The organism is Blastococcus sp. LR1, from assembly GCF_020166105.1.
Classification (GTDB): Bacteria; Actinomycetota; Actinomycetes; order Mycobacteriales; family Geodermatophilaceae; genus Blastococcus.
Genome location: NZ_JAIUJY010000005.1, coordinates 190,525 through 206,845 on the forward strand (window position 1 = coordinate 190,525; position 16,321 = coordinate 206,845).

Below are 16,321 nucleotides of genomic sequence, written 5' to 3' on the forward strand. Positions count from 1 at the left end.
TCGCTGTCGGGGCTGACCAGCCTCCGCCCGCATCCCTCCCTCCCCAGAACGGACAACCCTCGTGCTCGCTCGTCTCCGTCGCGTCCCCTTCGCGGCGCAGGTGCTCCTGGCCCTCGTGGTCGGCGTCGTCCTCGGACTCGTCGCCCGTGAGATCGGCCCCGTCTCCGACGGATCGCCGAACTGGCTGACCAGCACCCTGCAGACCATCGGCAGCAGCTTCGTCGCGCTGCTCAAGGCGCTGGTCCCGCCGCTGATCGTCACCGCGGTCATCGTCTCCATCGCGAACCTCAAGCAGGTCTCCAACGCCGCCCGCCTGGCCGGCCAGACCCTGCTGTGGTTCGGCATCACCGCGCTCATCGCCGTCGGCATCGGCATCGGCCTCGGCCTGCTGACCGAGCCCGGCCGCAACAGCTCCGTGGCCGCGTCGAGCGCCCGGGAGGTCGGCACGACCGGCGGCTGGTGGGACTTCCTCACCGGTCTGGTGCCGGGCAACATCCTCGGCCTGCAGGCCTCCGCGAGCGACGACGGCTCGATCGGCCTGTCGTTCAACGTGCTGCAGCTGATCGTCATCTCGATCGCGATCGGCGTCGCCGTCCTCAAGGTCGGCGAGCCGGCAGAGCCGTTCCTCGGCTTCGTGCGCTCCGCCCTGGCGATCGTGCAGAAGGTCCTGTGGTGGGTCATCCTGCTGGCCCCGATCGGCACCGTCGGCCTGATCGGCAACGCCGTGGCCAGCTACGGCTGGAACTCCCTGGGCAGCCTCGGCGTCTTCGCCGGTGCCGTCTACGCGGGCCTCGCCCTGGTGCTCTTCGTCGTCTACCCGGTGCTGCTGAAGGCCCACGGCCTCTCGCCGCTGCGCTGGTTCGCCGGTGCCTGGCCGGCCATCCAGCTGGCGTTCGTCTCCCGCTCCTCGATCGGCACCCTGCCGGTGACCGAGCGGGTCACCGAGCAGAACCTCGGCGTTCCGCGGTCCTACGCCTCGTTCGCCGTGCCGCTGGGTGCCACGACGAAGATGGACGGTTGCGCCGCGATCTACCCGGCGCTCGCCGCGATCTTCGTGGCGCAGTTCTTCGGCGTGGACCTCGGGGTCACCGACTACCTGCTCATCGCGCTGGTGTCGGTCATCGGCTCGGCGGCCACGGCCGGCGTGACCGGCGCGGTCGTCATGCTGACCCTCACGCTGTCCACCCTCGGCCTGCCGCTGGCCGGCGTCGGGCTGCTGCTGGCCATCGACCCGATCCTCGACATGGGCCGCACCGCGGTGAACGTCGCCGGTCAGGCGCTGGTCCCGACGATCGTGGCCAAGCGGGAGGGCATCCTCGACCTGGAGCGCTACAACTCCACGTCGACGGGCCTGCCGCTGGTGAAGGCGGAGGAGACCGGCGGGGTCGACACCGACCTGCGCCAGCCCGTCTCCGCCTGACAGCTCCACCCCTGCCCACGGGCCCGGACCTCCGCGCGAGGTCCGGGCCCGTGCGGCGTCCCCGGGGTCAGGCGACGAGGTCGAAGGCCGGCCGTGGCCGGCCGAAGAGGTAGCCCTGCCCGTAGCGGACCCCGCGGGCCAGGAGCGCCTCGCGCTCGGCCTCCTCCTCGACCCCCTCGGCGACGAGCCGGGCGCCGGTCTCGTCGGCGAAGGCCACCATCGCCGAGGTCATCGCCTGGCGGGCGGGGTCGTTGTGCAGCCCCATGACCAGGCCGATGTCGAGCTTGATGACGTCGGGGCGCAGCCGGAGGATGTGCCGCAGGCTCGCGTAGCCGGCGCCGGCGTCGTCCACGCTGACCCCGATGCCGCAGCCGCGCAGCCTCCCCGTCGCGACGAGGACGGCGGCGTAGTCGTCGATCCGGCTGTGCTCGGTGATCTCCACAGCCAGTGCGCAGTCGCGATGGTCGAGGAACAGGTCCAGGACCGAGTCGCAGGTCAGTGCCTCGGGGGAGAGGTTCACCGCCAGGGTCAGGTCCGCCGGCATCGTGCGGGCCACCTCCAGCGCGGCGCGCGCGGCGATCTCCTCCAGCTCGACCCCGAGCCCGACCGCCGCGGCCTCGGTGAAGAGACCGGCCGTTCCCGGGCCCTTCCAGCCGGGGAAGCGACTGAGCGCCTCGTGGCCGACGACCGCCCCGGTGGTCAGCTCCACGACCGGCTGGAGATGGGTCACGACGGCGCCACGGGCGAGGAAGGCGCGCACCCGCTCGCGCCGGGCCGCCAGATCGCGCACGGCCGCGGCGGAGCCACCACGCAGGTGGTCGCTGATGAGATCGGCGAGCAGCTCCACGGTCCGTGCCGACTCGGCGTCCAGGTGCGTGCCGGCGTCGCGGCTCAGGCAGCACAGCATGCCGACCGGGCGGTGGTCGGCGTCCCGCACCGGTGCGCCGACGTAGGAGCCGATGCCCAGGTCGGCGGTGACCTCGAGGTCGCGGGTCCGGGGATCGCGGGTCGCGCCGGTCACCACCGGTGGCAGCTGGCCGCTGAGCACCCGCACGCAGTAGGAGCCCTCGAGCGGTGCGCTCATCCCCTCGACCACGTTCATCGAGGCGAGGTCACCCACCGCGGAGGTGATCAGCTGGCGGCCCTCGGTGAACATGGAGACCCACGCGATCTCCATGCCCAGTCGGCTCCGGGCGGCATCGAGGAGCCAGTGCACCCAGTCGCCGCCCAGGCCGGTGGTGTCTTCCACGGGTGTCATTCTCGACCCGGGGCGGCGTCTCCCACCACGTTCCGGCCCTTTTACTTTCCGGAAGCGCGCCCGGCGCGTCGATCCGGGCGACCGGTACCGTCGGCGCCCGTGCGTCTGGTCATCGCTCGTTGCTCGGTCGACTACATCGGTCGGCTCACCGCTCACCTGCCCATGGCGACCCGGCTCCTCCTGGTCAAGGCGGACGGGTCGGTGTCGGTCCACGCCGACGACAGGGCCTACAAGCCGCTGAACTGGATGAGCCCGCCGTGCTCACTCAAGGAGGAGCTGGCCGACGGCTCCGGCACGTGGACGGTCACGAACAAGGCCGGCGAGCAGCTGATCATCAGCATCGACGAGGTGCTGCACGACCACGCCCACGAGCTGGGCGTGGATCCGGGCCTGCAGAAGGACGGCGTCGAGGCCGAGCTGCAGCGGCTGCTCGCGCTGCACGTGGAGACCTTCGGCGCCGGGTGGACGTTGGTCCGGCGGGAGTACCCGACCGCGATCGGACCGGTGGACCTGCTCTGTCGTGACGCCGACGGCAAGGTCGTCGCCGTGGAGATCAAGCGGCGCGGTGAGATCGACGGCGTCGAGCAGCTGACCCGCTACCTCGAGCTGCTCAACCGCGATCCGCTGCTCGCCCCGGTGAAGGGCGTGTTCGCCGCGCAGGAGATCAAGCCGCAGGCGCGGGTGCTGGCCGCCGACCGTGGCATCGACTGCGTGACGGTCGACTACGCCGTCCTCAAGGGGACCGACGACCCCACCCAGCGCCTCTTCTGACGCGCGACGCCGGCCTCTCGATCAGGTTCTCCAGCCAACACTCTGACCGACCAGCTTGGTCAAGGCGTCCTGTGAAGTCCTGACCTTGCGGCGGACCCTCCAACGTCGGGCCCGAAGCAAGGTGCGCGACAGGCGGCCCTTGTAGATCGCGTCTCTGACCATGACTGCCGAGTCGCGGGTGCGATCGTCTAGTTCGCTGGACGAACTGCCGTTGTGTGTCCACTTCGCGTTCTCGTTCGCGAGGTCGAAGTAGTCGGAATGCGCCCAGCGGGGGACCATCGCGATGAAGAGCGCTCTCTCCAGGTCAAGGCTGGCCGAGGTGTATTGAGCGGCGCTGCCAGTTATCGCGTTCCTGTGGTGTTCCAGAGCGTTGAGTGCATCCGCCCGGCTGGCGCGTCTCGCTTCGGTTCGCGTCAGGTGGTCGCCGAGCAGCGTGCCTAGCCCCAGGGCGCCAATGCCAGCCAAGAATGCGCCAATGATCTCCAAGTCCATGGTGGTCTGATCGGTTCGTGTCGGTGCAAGCCTTAGACAAGCCCACAGGAGACCGCACCGCAGGCGCGGGTGCTGGCCGCCGACCGCGGCATCGACTGCGTGACGGTCGACTACGCCGTCCTCAAGGGGACCGACGACCCCACCCAGCGCCTCTTCTGAGTTACTCACCGGTAGCCCCCGCGCGACCGGAAAGAGCAGGTGAGAGACTGCCCGCGATCACCGTCGATGGGAGATGGCAACGTGGCCAGGGAACTGAACGAGGTCGGCGTCGTGGGGCTGGGCACCATGGGTGCCGGCATCGCGGAGGTGCTCGCGCGAGCGGGGCTCTCCGTGACCGCGATCGAGATCTCCGAGGATGCAGTCGCACGTGGCCGTAGCCACGTGGAGCAGTCCACCGACCGGGCGGTCGCCCGCGGCAAGCTGGACGCCGCCGAGCGCGACGCCATCTTCGAGCGCATCCGGTTCAGCTCGTCGCTGGAGGACCTCGGCAACGCCGAGCTCGTCATCGAGGCAGTGCCGGAGCGGATGGAGCTCAAGGCCGAGCTCTTCGCGAAGCTCGACAAGATCTGCCCGCCCGACACGATCCTGGCGACCAACACCTCGAGCCTCTCGGTCACCGAGCTCTCGGTCGTCACCGGCCGGCCGAGCAAGGTCATCGGCATGCACTTCTTCAACCCGGCCCCGGTCATGAAGCTGGTCGAGGTCGTGCAGACCGTCGTGACCGAGCCGTCGGTCGTGGAGGACGTCGAGGCGCTCGCCGAGCGACTGGGCAAGGTCGACGTGACGATCGGCGACCGCGCGGGCTTCATCGCGAACGCGCTGCTGTTCGGCTACCTCAACCACGCGGTCTCGATGTTCGAGAACCGCTACGCCTCGCGCGAGGACATCGACGCCGCCATGCGGCTGGGCTGCGGCCTGCCGATGGGCCCACTCGCGCTGATGGACCTCATCGGCATCGACACCGCCTACGAGATCCTCGACACGATGTACAAGCAGTCGCGCAACCGGCTGCACGCGCCCAGCCCGGTCATCAAGCAGATGATGACCGCCGGGCTGCTCGGCCGGAAGTCCGGCCGCGGCTTCTACTCCTACGCCGAGGCGGGTTCCGCCGAGGTCGTCTCCGACGCGCAGACGCCCACCCCGGGTGGGGCCGCCGAGGGCGCCCGCGAGGTCCGCACCGTCGGCGTCGTCGGCTCGGGCACCATGGCCACCGGCATCATCGAGGTCGTCGCCAAGGGCGGCTACGAGGTCGTCTTCGTCGCCCGGGCCGCCGAGAAGGTCGAGGCCGTGCACAAGGCCCTGGCCAAGTCGCTGGAGAAGCAGGTGCAGCGCGGTCGGCTCGAGGAGTCCGCCCGCGACGAGATCCTGGGCCGCGTCACCGGAACCACCTCCCTGGACGACCTTGCCGACCGCGACCTGATCATCGAGGCCGTCGTCGAGTCCCTGCCGGTCAAGGAGGCCCTGTTCGCCAACCTCGGCGAGATCGCCAAGCCCGGCGCGGTGCTGGCCACCACGACCTCGAGCCTCCCGGTCATCGAGTGCGCCAAGGCCAGCGGCCGCCCGACCGACGTCGTGGGCATGCACTTCTTCAACCCGGCGCAGGTCATGAAGCTGGTGGAGGTCGTCTCCACGATCTCCACCGCTCCTGACGTCGCCGCCACGATCCACGCGGTCTCGGCGCAGCTGAAGAAGCACGCGGTCTCCTGCACCGACCGCGCGGGCTTCATCGTCAACGCGCTGCTCTTCCCGTACCTGAACGACGCGGTGAAGATGCTCGAGGCGCACTACGCCACCGCCGACGACATCGACGCCGCCATGAAGGTCGGCTGTGGCTACCCGATGGGGCCCTTCGAGCTGCTCGACGTCGTGGGCCTGGACGTGTCGCTGGCCATCGAGCGCGAGCTCTACATCGAGTTCCGGGAGCCCGGCTTCGCGCCGGCGCCGCTGCTCGAGCACCTGGTCACCGCCGGCTACCTCGGCCGCAAGACCGGTCGCGGGTTCCGGGACTACGCCAGCCGCTGACGGGTGCCCCGTCGCCGTTTACGAGCCGGCTCGAGACCTTCGGGTCGCGAGCCGGCTCGTCGCGTCGAGGCCGTCGAGGAGGCCACCGACGGCGACTGGGTGGTGCGGGCGCTCACCGGCTCCTCCACGGGCAAGACCTACCGCTGCCCGGGGTGTGACCAGGAGATCCGGCCGGGAACCCCGCACGTGGTCACCTGGCCGGCCTATCCCCGCGACTCCGACCTGGAGCCCTGGGACGTCGACTCGGCGGCCGACTGGCGGCGGCACTGGCACACCACCTGCTGGCGGTCCCGCGACCGCCGCCGTTAACCGACCAGCCGGGCGGAGACGACCACGTTGTCGCGGTAGTTCTCCCCGTCGAACGGCCCACCGCAGGTGATCAGCCGCAGTTCCGGGCCGGTCGTGGGGCCGTAGACCCGGTCGGTCGGGAAGGCGTCCTTGGCGTAGCTGTCGACGGCGGTGACCCGGAACCGGGCCACGGTCCCGTCGGCCCGGTCCACGACCACCTCGTTCCCCACGGCCGCCGTCACCAGCCCGCTCAGCGCCCCCGGGGAGCCGCCCCAGTCGACGTGGCCGGCGATCACCGCCGGGCCAGGGGCACCGGGGCGCGGACCGCCGGAGAACCACCCGGCGAGCGCCGGGTCGGCCGGCGGCAGCAGGGCGCCGGCGCCGTCGAGCCCCGCGGTGGTCAGGACGGCGTCGATGCCGGCCGAGGGGAGCCGCAGCCGCACGGGAGCCGCGACCGGGTCCGTGTCGGCGGCGGCGTCGCGGACGGCGGTGGAGCCCGCGCGGCTGAGCGAGGCGATCACCCCGCTCAGCGCCGAGCCCGGCAGGCGGGGCCGTCCACCGGCCGCGACACCTCCGACGGGTCGCACCGCCGGCCCGGTCGCGTCGACCGCTGTGCGGAGCGTCGTCCCGCCGGGAGCGTCGAGGACCAGAACGGTCACCACCGAGCCGGCGGGGAACTCGAGCGGCACCTTGCCGCTCCCTCCGGTCACCACTGCTCCGTAGCGGCCTCCGGGCACCACCACGGCGTCGCTCGCGCTGTCGGGCCGAAGACCTGCTGCCAGCACCGGCCCGCCGGCGAGCGAGACGTCCACGGTGGGCTCCGACGCGGCGGCGAGCACCCGCACGCGTGCGGAGCCGGCCGGGGGAGGGGCGAGGTCGTCGTCGACGGTGAACAGGGTCAGGTCGGCGAAGGCACCGCCGAGGACGACGGTGCGGACCTGGCCCGGGGCGACGTCCACACGCATCGACAGCACCGGCGCGGTGAAAGCCCCGGCGCCCCGGACGCTCACCGCGGAGATGCCCGGCGGGACCTCCCGGTAGCCGCCCACATCGCCGTAGGCCAGCGCCGGGGCGACGACGGGGCCGGGGTCGAGGAGCACCTCGGCCGGATCGGCGGCCGCCGGCGTCACCGACACGTCGACCGCGGGGGTGTCGGGGGAGAGGTGGGCGACCCGCAGCAGGCCGGGGCGGGGTTCCTCGGCCCGGGCGGGAGCGGGCACCAGGAGCACGCCCAGGACCGTCGCGACGAGCACGGCCAGAACGGCCGACAGCCCGCGTGCCGGACGGACCGGGAGGTCCGAGGCGACGCGGGCTGTCGGGAGGTGCTGCGTGGGGATCAGGAGCGACCCTGGCCCACGGGCTGGTCGATCGTCTGCGTGGTGTCCGCCTGCGATGCGGCCGTCGATCCGGTGGTCGTCGGGGCGCCGGTGGTCGCGCCCTGACGCGGCGGCATGGGGAGCTGGCGCGTGGCCGGCTCGCCGGAGCGCTGCGAAGCCGCCGGGAAGGTGGCGGTCACCGGGTCCTGCCGGGTGGGCTGGCGGGCCGCGGCGGCCTCGCTCTCCCCGCGGGTGACCTGGACGGCGGGCTGCTGACCGGTCTGCGGTCCCCGGACCTGAGCCGGCGCCTGAGCGGTCTGGGCGGCCGGAGCAGCCTGGGCGGCGGGCTCAGCGGCGGGAGCGGCCTGAGCAGCGGGCTCGGCGGCAGCCGGAGCCGCCTCGGCCGGGGCCGACTGCGGAGGAGTGGCCTGTGCCGTCGGCGACGCGGCCTGCGTGCGCCGGGCCGCGTCGGCCTCGTCGCGGGCCTGCTGGGCGCGGTCGCTCAGGTCGGGGAGGCCGTCCAGCAGGCGGCGGGCCGCGACCAGTCGCGAGGTCAGCTCGTCCCGGACGTCCCGGATGGCCTCGGCGCGCGCCTCGGCCTCGGCGACGAGCTGCGCGGCGTGCTGCTCGGCGGCGGAGATGCGCTGGCGGGCGGCCTGCGTGGAGACGCGCTCGCGCTCCTCCTCGACCCGGGCGGCCTCGGCGCGGCGGGCGCGCTGCGCGATGTCGAAGTCCTCCTCGACCTTGGCGCGGCGGGCCTGCGACTCGGCGTCGAGCCGGGCGACGCGCTCCTGGGCCTTGCCGACCAGCTCGTCGGCCCGGAGCTGGGCCTTCTGGGCGATCTGCTCGGCGGTCTGGCGGGCCTCGCCGAGCATCCGCTCGACCTCGGCCTGACCTGCGGCGTGCCGCTCGAGCAGTGCGCGCTCCTCGGCGGCGGTCTGCTCGCGGACGGCCATGGCGTCGACCTCGGCGGCGCGGCGGATCTCGCCCGCCTCCTCCTCGGCCAGCTGCAGCATGTGCTGGATGCGCTCGCTGATGTTCTCGAACGTCGGGGCGGCCTGGTTCGCGGCCTTGCGGCGCAGCGCCTCGATCTCGCCGTGCATGCCCTGGAGCTGGCCGGCCATGTCGGCAGTGCGCGCGACGGCGGCGTCCCGGTCGGCGAGGGCGATGCGGAAGTCGGCCTCGAGCCGCTCGATGGTCTCGGCCACCTGGCTGCGGTCGTACCCCCGCAGGACGACGTCGAACGAGTGCTGTGCCTCGTGCATCGGGAGATCGCGGCGGGGGTCGGTCATGCGGTCCATCCTCGCAGAAGGGGGAGGCGTCGTCACCGTCCCCCGGGTTCCGGAAATCTCAGCCGCCCCGGGCGTCCCTGCGGACACGCGGTGCAGCGGTTTCCGCGGTGGGGCCGGCGACGCGCCGGCCCCACCGCGGGTCGGGTCAGAGCCCGCGGAACCGGTTGATCGCGTCCAGGTGCTTCTCGCGCTTGGCGGTGTCCTTGACGCCCAGGCCCTCCTCGGGGGCGAGGGTCAGGACGCCGACCTTGCCCTGGTGGGCGTTCTTGTGGACGTCGAGGGCGGCCTGGCCGACCTCCTCCATCGGGTACACCTTCGACAGGGTCGGGTGGATGAGGCCCTTGTCGATGAGCCGGTTGGCCTCCCACGCCTCCTTGTAGTTGGCGAAGTGGGAGCTGAGGATGTTCTTCAGGTTCATCCAGAGGTACCGGTTGTCGTACTGGTGCATGTAGCCCGTGGTCGAGGCGCAGGTGACGATCGTCCCGCCCTTCTTGGCCACGTAGACGCTGGCGCCGAAGGTCTCGCGGCCCGGGTGCTCGAAGACGATGTCGACGTCCTCGCCGCCGGTCAGCTCACGGATCTTCTTGCCCAGGCGCTGCCACTCCTTGGGGTCCTGGGTGTTCTCGTCCTTCCAGAACTTGTAGCCCTCCGCGGAGCGGTCGATGATCAGCTCGGCGCCCATCTTGCGGACGATCTCGGCCTTCTCCGGGTTGCTGACGACGCACACCGGGATCGCGCCACCGTTGAGCGCCATCTGCGTGGCGTAGGAGCCCAGACCGCCCGAGGCGCCCCAGATGAGCACGGTGTCGCCCTGCTTCATCTTCGCGCCGTTGCGGCTGACCAGCTGGCGGTAGGCGGTGGAGTTGACCAGGCCGGGAGCGGCGGCCTCCTCCCAGGAGAGGTGCTTCGGCTTCGGCATGAGCTGGTTGCTCTTGACCAGCGCCATCTCGGCGAGGCCGCCGAAGTTGGTCTCGAAGCCCCAGATGCGCTGCTGCGGGTCCATCATCGTGTCGTCGTGGCCGGCCGGGTCCTCGAGCTCAACCGAGAGGCAGTGCGCGACGACCTCGTCGCCGGCCTTCCACTTGTTCACGCCCGGGCCCACGCGCAGCACGACGCCGGCCAGGTCGGAGCCCACGATGTGGTACGGCAGGTCGTGGCGCTTGGTCAGCTCGGAGACCTTGCCGTAGCGCTCGAGGAACCCGAAGGTCGACACCGGCTCGAAGATCGAGGTCCAGACGGTGTTGTAGTTGACCGAGGAGGCCATGACGGCCACCAGAGCCTCGCCGGGGGCGAGCTCCGGGGTGGCGACGTCCTGCACGTGCAGCGACTTGCGGGGGTCCTTGTCCTTGGTGGCGACCCCCTCGAACATGTTCTGCTCGTCCTTGCGCACCACCACGGCGCGGTAGGACTCCGGCACAGCCAGGCCGCCCAGCGCGTCCAGCTGGTCGGCGAGGATGGCGTCCCTGATCTCGTTCACGCGTACTCCCGGGTCGTCTGCGGCCGACTGTCGGCCGGGCTCGGAGGGCCGTGCGGTGGTGCGGGTGGGCAGATGTTACCGATGGGTAACAGCCCCGTTCACTGCGGTCAGTGCGAGGGGGTGGCGGCCGGCTCGACGAGCTCGACCAGGACGCCACCGGCGTCCTTGGGGTGGATGAAGTTCACCCGGCTGTCCGACGTCCCGCGCTTCGGGACGTCGTAGAGCAGGCGGAGGCCGCGCTCGCGGAGGGTGGCGCTGACGGCGTCGACGTCCTCCACCCGGAAGGCCAGCTGCTGGAGGCCCGGGCCGGAGCGGCCGATGAACTTGGCGATCGTCGACTCGGGGGTCAGCGGCGCCAGCAGCTGGATGCGGGTGTCGCCGTTGCCGACGGCGAGCATCGCCTCGCGGACGCCCTGCTCCTCGTTGGTCTCCTCGTGCACGGAGTGCACGCCGAAGGCCCGGGCGTAGAAGGCGATGGCCTCGTCCAGGTCGGGGACGGCGATGCCCACGTGGTCGATGGTCGTGAACAGTCCTTCGGGCAGGCCCGTGGAGGCGTCGGTGCGCTCGGCGTCGTTGGTGGTCACGCGGGCATAGTGCCGTCAAGACGTCTGAGACGACAGCCGGAAGTGGCGCGCCTCACCTCGTACGCGTGAACTCGGCCTCCCGCGAGCTCCCGCGCCGTCCTATCCTTCCCCGCAAGGCCCGGCGCCGTGCCCGGCTGCGACCTGCCCGGTCGTGGCCGTTCGCGGTGCGTCCCACCAACGTGGTCGCCAACGGCGGCGGCCCGGCACTGGAGGCACCATGTCCCGCTCCGTCATCGTCAGCGGCGCCCGTACGCCGATGGGCCGGCTCCTCGGCTCGCTCAAGGACTTCTCCGCGGCCGACCTGGGTGGCGTCGCCATCAAGGCCGCCCTGGAGCGCGCCGGGATCTCCGGCGACCAGGTCGAGTACGTGATCATGGGCCAGGTCATCCAGGCCGGTGCCGGCCAGAACCCGGCCCGCCCCGCCGCGGTCGCCGCCGGCATCCCCATGTCGGTTCCCGCGCTGACCATCAACAAGGTCTGCCTCTCGGGCCTCTCCGCCATCGCGATGGCCGACCAGCTCATCCGCGCCGGCGAGTTCGACATCGTCGTCGCCGGCGGCCAGGAGTCGATGACCCAGGCGCCGCACATCCTCGCCAACTCGCGCACCGGCACGAAGTTCGGCGACACCAAGCTCGTCGACTCGATGTCCCACGACGGTCTCTCCGACACCTTCGACCAGGTGGCGATGGGCGCGCTGACCGAGCAGGCCAACTCCCGGTACAACCTGACCCGCGAGGAGCAGGACGAGTTCGCCGCCGCCAGCCACCAGAAGGCCGCGCGCTCGCACAAGGACGGCGTCTTCGCCGAGTCGATCACCCCGGTGCTCATCCCGCAGCGCAAGGGCGACCCGATCGAGTTCACCGACGACGAGGGCATCCGCGCCGACACCACGGCCGCCAGCCTGGGCAAGCTCAAGCCCGCCTTCGCCAAGGACGGCACCATCACCGCCGGCACCGCCTCGCAGATCTCCGACGGCGCCTGCGCCGTGGTGGTCATGAGCGCGGCGAAGGCGAAGGAGCTCGGCATCACCCCGATCGCCGAGATCGGTGCGCACGGTGTCGTCGCCGGTCCTGACGCCACGCTGCAGAGCCAGCCGTCCGGAGCCATCAAGAAGGCCTGCGCGCGGGAGGGCATCGACCCGAAGGACCTCGACGTCGTCGAGCTCAACGAGGCCTTCGCCGCCGTCGGCATCGTCTCCACCCGCGAGCTGGGCATCGACCCGGAGAAGGTCAACCCCAACGGTGGCGCCATCGCCCTGGGACACCCGATCGGCATGAGTGGCGCCCGCGTCGTCCTCGACGTCGCGCTGGAGATCCGCCGCCGGGGCCTCAAGGTCGGCGCCGCCGCCCTGTGCGGCGGTGGCGGTCAGGGCGACGCCCTGATCCTGCACGCGCCCAGCCAGAACTGAGCGAGCACGCGTGACGGACGGCACCGCCGTCCAGACCGACGCCCCCGCTGCCCCCACCGGGCGGCGGGGGCGCCGGTCTGTCGACGTCCCCACGCTGGTCGAGAAGGCCCGCGAGGGCGACGCCCGCTCGGTCGCGCGGCTGATCTCGCTGGTCGAGGACGCCAGTCCGGCGCTGCGCGAGGTGGCCGCCTCGCTGGCGCCGCACACCGGGAACGCGCAGGTCATCGGGCTGACCGGCTCGCCGGGCGTGGGCAAGTCGACGTCGACGACGGCGCTGGTCCGCGCGCTGCGTCAGGCCGGCAAGCGCGTCGGGGTGCTCGCCGTCGACCCGTCGTCCCCGTTCTCCGGCGGGGCGCTGCTCGGCGACCGCGTGCGGATGCAGGACCACGCCGGGGACAGCGGCGTCTTCATCCGGTCGATGGCCTCCCGCGGCCACCTCGGGGGGCTCTCCTGGGCGACCCCGCAGGCACTGCGGGTGCTCGACGCGGCCGGCTGCGACGTCGTTCTGATCGAGACCGTCGGGGTCGGTCAGTCGGAGCTGGAGATCGCGTCGCTCGCCGACACCACGCTGGTGCTGGTAGCCCCGGGGATGGGGGACGGGATCCAGGCCGCCAAGGCCGGGATCCTGGAGGTCGCCGACGTCTTCGTCGTGAACAAGGCCGACCGGGACGGCGCCGACCAGACCGTGCGCGACCTGCGGTACATGCAGTCGCTGGGCGGGCGGCACTCCGAGGCCGGCAACTGGCGCCCGCCGATCTGCCGCACGGTGGCCTCGCGCGACACCGACAGCGGGATCGACGACGTCCTGGCGAAGATCGAGGAGCACCGCCAGTGGCTGGAGTCCACCGGCGAGGGGCGCCGGCGGCGCGCGGAGCGGGCGTCGCGGGAGATCGAGGCGATCGCGCTGGCCACGCTGCGCGAACGCATCGGCGACATCCGGGGCTCGGCGGCGCTCGAGTCGCTCGCCGGGCAGGTTGTGGACGGGTCGACCGACCCCTACCGCGCCGCCGACGAACTGCTCGACCAGCTCTGATCCACCGCTGACGGCGCGGGTCGCTGCCAGCGGGCGGTCAGCCGCTCCCAGGGCAGGATCGACAGGATCGCGACGCAGTGCGGCAGGAAGATGATCGTCACGCCGGCGTAGACCATCACGTGGAAGCCGAGCAGGAAGAGCACCAGCGCGATCCGCGCGCGGTCGCTGCGGACCAGCAGGATCAGCGGTGACAGGAACTCCAGCGTGAGCATCGCCCACTGCGCCGTCGTGAGCAGCCACGGCAGCTCGAGGGTCCAGTCCGACAGCGGAGTGCCGCGGCGCATCACCGCGCGGGTGAGCGTCGAGCCGGTGGGCCAGTCCCAGCCGCCGAAGCGGATCTTCGCCCAGGCGGCGAGGAAGTACGTGAGCATGACCGTGATGAAGACAGCGGCCATGGCCCAGCCGGCCGCCTCCGACGGCCGCCGGTCGCGGAAGCGCGCACGGCCGATCGTGGGCAGCACGGCGAGCGCCACCAGGAAGGCGATCCGGTCGTGGTCGACCTTGCCGTAGCTCATCGCGATGACCATCCACTCCCCGTAGAGGAGGAAGACGGCGGCGCCCAGGATCCGCGGCGCCCGGCCGGTGGCGGCGGCCAGCGCGGCGAGCACCAGGGCCCACTGGACGACCATCACCACGGTGTGGGTGGGGGTCGGCAGGTGGAGCAGGCGGCCGATCAGCAGCGGTGAGTACCACTCGACCGGGACGTCGGCGTGCGCCCGGACCCAGGCGGTGGTCAGGAAGACGTCGACGGGGATGAACAGGTAGGCGATCACCCGGAAGACGGCGATGCGCGCCAGGGGGACCGGCCGGAAGAACCAGCGGCTCAGTGCGCCGGTGGGAGCGGGGGCGCTCATGATCCGTCGTCCTCCAGTACGTACTCGACCAGCACGCGGTCGGTGAACTCGCCGGTCTGCCTGCCGTCGACCAGCTCGAACCGCCGCTGCACGACCTGGACGGACACCATCTCCGGCGCCGACGGGTGCCGCTCGGCGTAGGCCTCGGCCAGCAGGCCGAGCAGCTCCGGCTCGTCCTCGAGCCGGTCGAGCTGACCCTCGAACTCCGCACGCCGCAGACCCACCTCGCCGCCGGAGAGCCGGATCTCCTCGCCCTCGGGCGTCAGGCCGACGGTCCGGGTGGAGACGACCGCCGCGTTGGGGTCGGCCCGGGTCGAGTACATGCGGAACGGACCGAAGGGGAACTCGTCGTCGTCCCCCCAGACGGTGCCGGCGAGCAGCAGCGCGAGCACGATGCCCGCGGCGGCGAGCCGCCAGGCGCGGCCGGCGAAGCCGAGCCGCACCGGTTCGGGGTCCGTCTGCGGATCCGCGACGGTCGGAAGGGCTGACACGGTCCTCAGGGTAGGACCGGCAGGTGCCGGATCGGAGAATCCACTCCGGCGGCCGCATCGCGCGGCCCATGATCCCCAGCCGACACAGCGCGGCTGTCCGTGTCAGGATCGACCGATGAGCGGGACGCCTGGACGACCGGATGTTGTCGTGGTCGGCGCGGGCCCCAACGGGCTGGCCGCCGCCCTGCGGATGTCCGCGGCGGGGCTCCGGGTCCAGGTGGTGGACGCCGGCGACAAGCCGGGCGGCGGCATGCGGACCGAGGAGCTGATCCGGTCCGGCTTCCACCACGACGTCTGCTCCACCGTGCAGCCCATGGCCGCGGCGGCGCCGTTCTTCCGCGAGTTCGACCCGGAGAGCCGCGGGGTCCGCTTCGTGCAGCCCGAGATCAACTTCGCGCACCCGCTGGACGGCGGCCGGGCGGCGCTGTCGTTCCGGTCGCTCGAGGAGACGGCGGCCGGGCTGGGAGCGGACGCCGCCGCCTACCGCCGGCTGTTCGAGCCGCTCGTCGAGCACGGCACCGACGTCATCGACTTCTTCCTCTCCAGCCGGCTGCGGTCGCTGCCGACGAAGAGCGTTCCCCAGGTCACGAAGTTCGCCCTGACCGGGCTGCCGAACGTGCGCTGGCTGTCGCACCGGTACTTCGACACCGAGGAGGCGCGGGCGCTGCTGGGTGGCGCCGCGGCCCACGGGATGCTCGACCTCAGCCAGCCGCTGACCTCGGCGCTCGGGATGCTGCTGGCGATGTTGTCCCACCACGCGGGGTGGCCGCTGATCGAGGGCGGGTCGCAGAAGCTCGCGGACGCGATGGTGACAGCGCTGGAGCAGCAGGGCGGCGAGGTCGTGACCGGGCACCGGGTCACCGATCTGCGGGAGTTCGACGGCGTGCCCGCCGTGCTGCTGGACACCACGCCCGAGGACTTCGTGACGATGGCGGGGGACCGGCTGAACGAGGGCTACCGCCGCTGGGTGAGCCGGTACAAGCACGGGGCGGGCGTGTTCAAGATCGACTGGATCCTCTCCGAGCCGGTGCCCTGGACGAACGCCGAGGCGCGCCGGGCGGGCACCCTGCACGTCGCCGGGGACCTCGAGGAGACGATCGCCGGAGAGCGGGCTCCGAACGAGGGCCGGATCACCGACAAGCCGTACGTGCTCGCGGTCCAGCCGACGGTGCCCGATCCGACCCGGGCGCCCGAGGGTGGGCACATCTTCTGGGCCTACGTGCACGTGCCGCACGGGGCCGACGTCGACATGACCGGGCCGATCGAGGACCAGATCGAGCGGTTCGCGCCCGGCTTCAAGGACACGATCGTCGAACGGCACACGAAGACCGCCGTCCAGATGGAGCAGTGGAACCCCAGCTATCTGGGCGGCGACATCTCCAACGGCCAGGCGACGCTGCGGCAGATGCTGGCCCGCCCGGTGCCGCGGTGGAACACCTACCGGACGCCGGTGAAGGGCGTGTACATGGCGTCGTCGGCGACCCCGCCCGGACCGGCCGTGCACGGGATGTGCGGTGACCTCGCGGCGCGGACGGCGCTGCGCGACGTCTTCGGCCTGCGGCACGTGCCGCCGCTGCGGCCGGCGCCCGCGGGATAGCTCGGGCGCCGGCCGCGC

The 16,321-nt window shown here is 72.2% G+C and carries 15 protein-coding genes; 7 read left to right on the forward strand and 8 right to left on the reverse strand.

Annotation, left to right across the window (positions count from 1 at the left end; translation table 11 throughout):
• The first annotated feature begins 61 nt into the window (after positions 1–61).
• Positions 62–1,420: a dicarboxylate/amino acid:cation symporter gene (locus LBW97_RS15865; RefSeq protein WP_224500325.1), complete on the forward strand. Its 1,359-nt coding sequence runs from the start codon at positions 62–64 to the stop codon at positions 1,418–1,420.
• A 67-nt stretch (positions 1,421–1,487) separates the two neighbouring features.
• On the opposite strand, the gene LBW97_RS15870 is transcribed toward LBW97_RS15865, so the two are convergent.
• Entirely contained in the window at positions 1,488–2,669 is a 1,182-nt protein-coding gene (locus tag LBW97_RS15870) for an EAL domain-containing protein (RefSeq protein ID WP_224500326.1), read from the reverse strand.
• 108 nt (positions 2,670–2,777) lie between these two features.
• On the opposite strand from LBW97_RS15870, the gene nucS reads away from it, so the two are divergent.
• Complete coding sequence (gene nucS / locus LBW97_RS15875; RefSeq protein ID WP_224500327.1) at positions 2,778–3,449, forward strand: endonuclease NucS; 672 nt, start codon at positions 2,778–2,780, stop codon at positions 3,447–3,449.
• A 21-nt stretch (positions 3,450–3,470) separates the two neighbouring features.
• Here the strand turns inward: nucS and LBW97_RS15880 are convergent, their stop codons facing one another.
• Positions 3,471–3,941, reverse strand: coding sequence for a hypothetical protein (locus LBW97_RS15880; protein WP_224500328.1), 471 nt, complete (start codon positions 3,939–3,941; stop codon positions 3,471–3,473).
• Positions 3,942–4,181: 240 nt separating this feature from the next.
• Between LBW97_RS15880 and LBW97_RS15885 the strand changes: the two genes are divergently transcribed.
• Together LBW97_RS15885 and LBW97_RS15890 are read left to right on the forward strand one after the other, a co-directional pair.
• Entirely contained in the window at positions 4,182–5,963 is a 1,782-nt protein-coding gene (locus tag LBW97_RS15885; protein ID WP_224500329.1) for a 3-hydroxyacyl-CoA dehydrogenase family protein, read from the forward strand.
• Between the two features lie 3 nt (positions 5,964–5,966).
• Positions 5,967–6,272: a hypothetical protein gene (locus LBW97_RS15890; RefSeq protein ID WP_224500330.1), complete on the forward strand. Its 306-nt coding sequence runs from the start codon at positions 5,967–5,969 to the stop codon at positions 6,270–6,272.
• On the opposite strand, the gene LBW97_RS15895 is transcribed toward LBW97_RS15890, so the two are convergent.
• The 4 genes from LBW97_RS15895 to mce form a co-directional block, all read right to left on the reverse strand.
• A complete protein-coding gene (locus LBW97_RS15895; protein ID WP_224500331.1) occupies positions 6,269–7,504 on the reverse strand; it encodes a DUF4397 domain-containing protein in 1,236 nt (411 codons plus the stop codon). The two genes, LBW97_RS15890 and LBW97_RS15895, sit on opposite strands and share 4 nt — an antisense overlap.
• 83 nt (positions 7,505–7,587) lie before the next feature.
• Positions 7,588–8,859, reverse strand: coding sequence for a hypothetical protein (locus tag LBW97_RS15900; RefSeq protein ID WP_224500332.1), 1,272 nt, complete (start codon positions 8,857–8,859; stop codon positions 7,588–7,590).
• A gap of 145 nt (positions 8,860–9,004) precedes the next feature.
• Positions 9,005–10,336, reverse strand: a complete 1,332-nt coding sequence (gene ccrA / locus LBW97_RS15905; RefSeq protein ID WP_224500333.1) for a crotonyl-CoA carboxylase/reductase — start codon at positions 10,334–10,336, stop codon at positions 9,005–9,007.
• Positions 10,337–10,443: 107 nt separating this feature from the next.
• Positions 10,444–10,920 (reverse strand): methylmalonyl-CoA epimerase, encoded by a 477-nt coding sequence (mce, locus tag LBW97_RS15910; protein WP_224500334.1) that lies wholly within the window; start codon positions 10,918–10,920, stop codon positions 10,444–10,446.
• A gap of 217 nt (positions 10,921–11,137) precedes the next feature.
• Between mce and LBW97_RS15915 the strand changes: the two genes are divergently transcribed.
• Together LBW97_RS15915 and meaB are read left to right on the forward strand one after the other, a co-directional pair.
• On the forward strand, positions 11,138–12,328 hold the full coding sequence (locus tag LBW97_RS15915) for an acetyl-CoA C-acetyltransferase (RefSeq protein ID WP_224500335.1): 1,191 nt from the start codon (positions 11,138–11,140) through the stop codon (positions 12,326–12,328).
• A gap of 10 nt (positions 12,329–12,338) precedes the next feature.
• Positions 12,339–13,361, forward strand: coding sequence for a methylmalonyl Co-A mutase-associated GTPase MeaB (meaB, locus tag LBW97_RS15920; protein WP_224500336.1), 1,023 nt, complete (start codon positions 12,339–12,341; stop codon positions 13,359–13,361).
• On the opposite strand, the gene LBW97_RS15925 is transcribed toward meaB, so the two are convergent.
• Both LBW97_RS15925 and LBW97_RS15930 read right to left on the reverse strand, forming a co-directional pair.
• Positions 13,325–14,215 (reverse strand): MFS transporter permease, encoded by an 891-nt coding sequence (locus tag LBW97_RS15925; RefSeq protein WP_224500337.1) that lies wholly within the window; start codon positions 14,213–14,215, stop codon positions 13,325–13,327. The two genes, meaB and LBW97_RS15925, sit on opposite strands and share 37 nt — an antisense overlap.
• Complete coding sequence (locus LBW97_RS15930; RefSeq protein ID WP_224500338.1) at positions 14,212–14,706, reverse strand: hypothetical protein; 495 nt, start codon at positions 14,704–14,706, stop codon at positions 14,212–14,214. Before LBW97_RS15930 ends, LBW97_RS15925 begins: the two co-directional genes overlap by 4 nt.
• A gap of 115 nt (positions 14,707–14,821) precedes the next feature.
• Here LBW97_RS15930 and LBW97_RS15935 point away from each other — a divergent pair, with 115 nt between their 5' ends.
• On the forward strand, positions 14,822–16,303 hold the full coding sequence (locus tag LBW97_RS15935) for an NAD(P)/FAD-dependent oxidoreductase (protein WP_224500339.1): 1,482 nt from the start codon (positions 14,822–14,824) through the stop codon (positions 16,301–16,303).
• The last annotated feature ends 18 nt before the right edge of the window (positions 16,304–16,321 follow it).

Bases quoted from the DNA above. Each gene is read 5' to 3' on its own strand.
- LBW97_RS15880 (WP_224500328.1), bottom strand. From the start codon at position 3,941: ATGGACTTGGAGATCATTGGCGCATTCTTGGCTGGCATTGGCGCCCTG.
- LBW97_RS15900 (WP_224500332.1), bottom strand. From the start codon at position 8,859: ATGACCGACCCCCGCCGCGATCTCCCGATGCACGAGGCACAGCACTCG.
- LBW97_RS15915 (WP_224500335.1), top strand. From the start codon at position 11,138: ATGTCCCGCTCCGTCATCGTCAGCGGCGCCCGTACGCCGATGGGCCGG.
- LBW97_RS15925 (WP_224500337.1), bottom strand. From the start codon at position 14,215: ATGAGCGCCCCCGCTCCCACCGGCGCACTGAGCCGCTGGTTCTTCCGG.
- LBW97_RS15935 (WP_224500339.1), top strand. From the start codon at position 14,822: ATGAGCGGGACGCCTGGACGACCGGATGTTGTCGTGGTCGGCGCGGGC.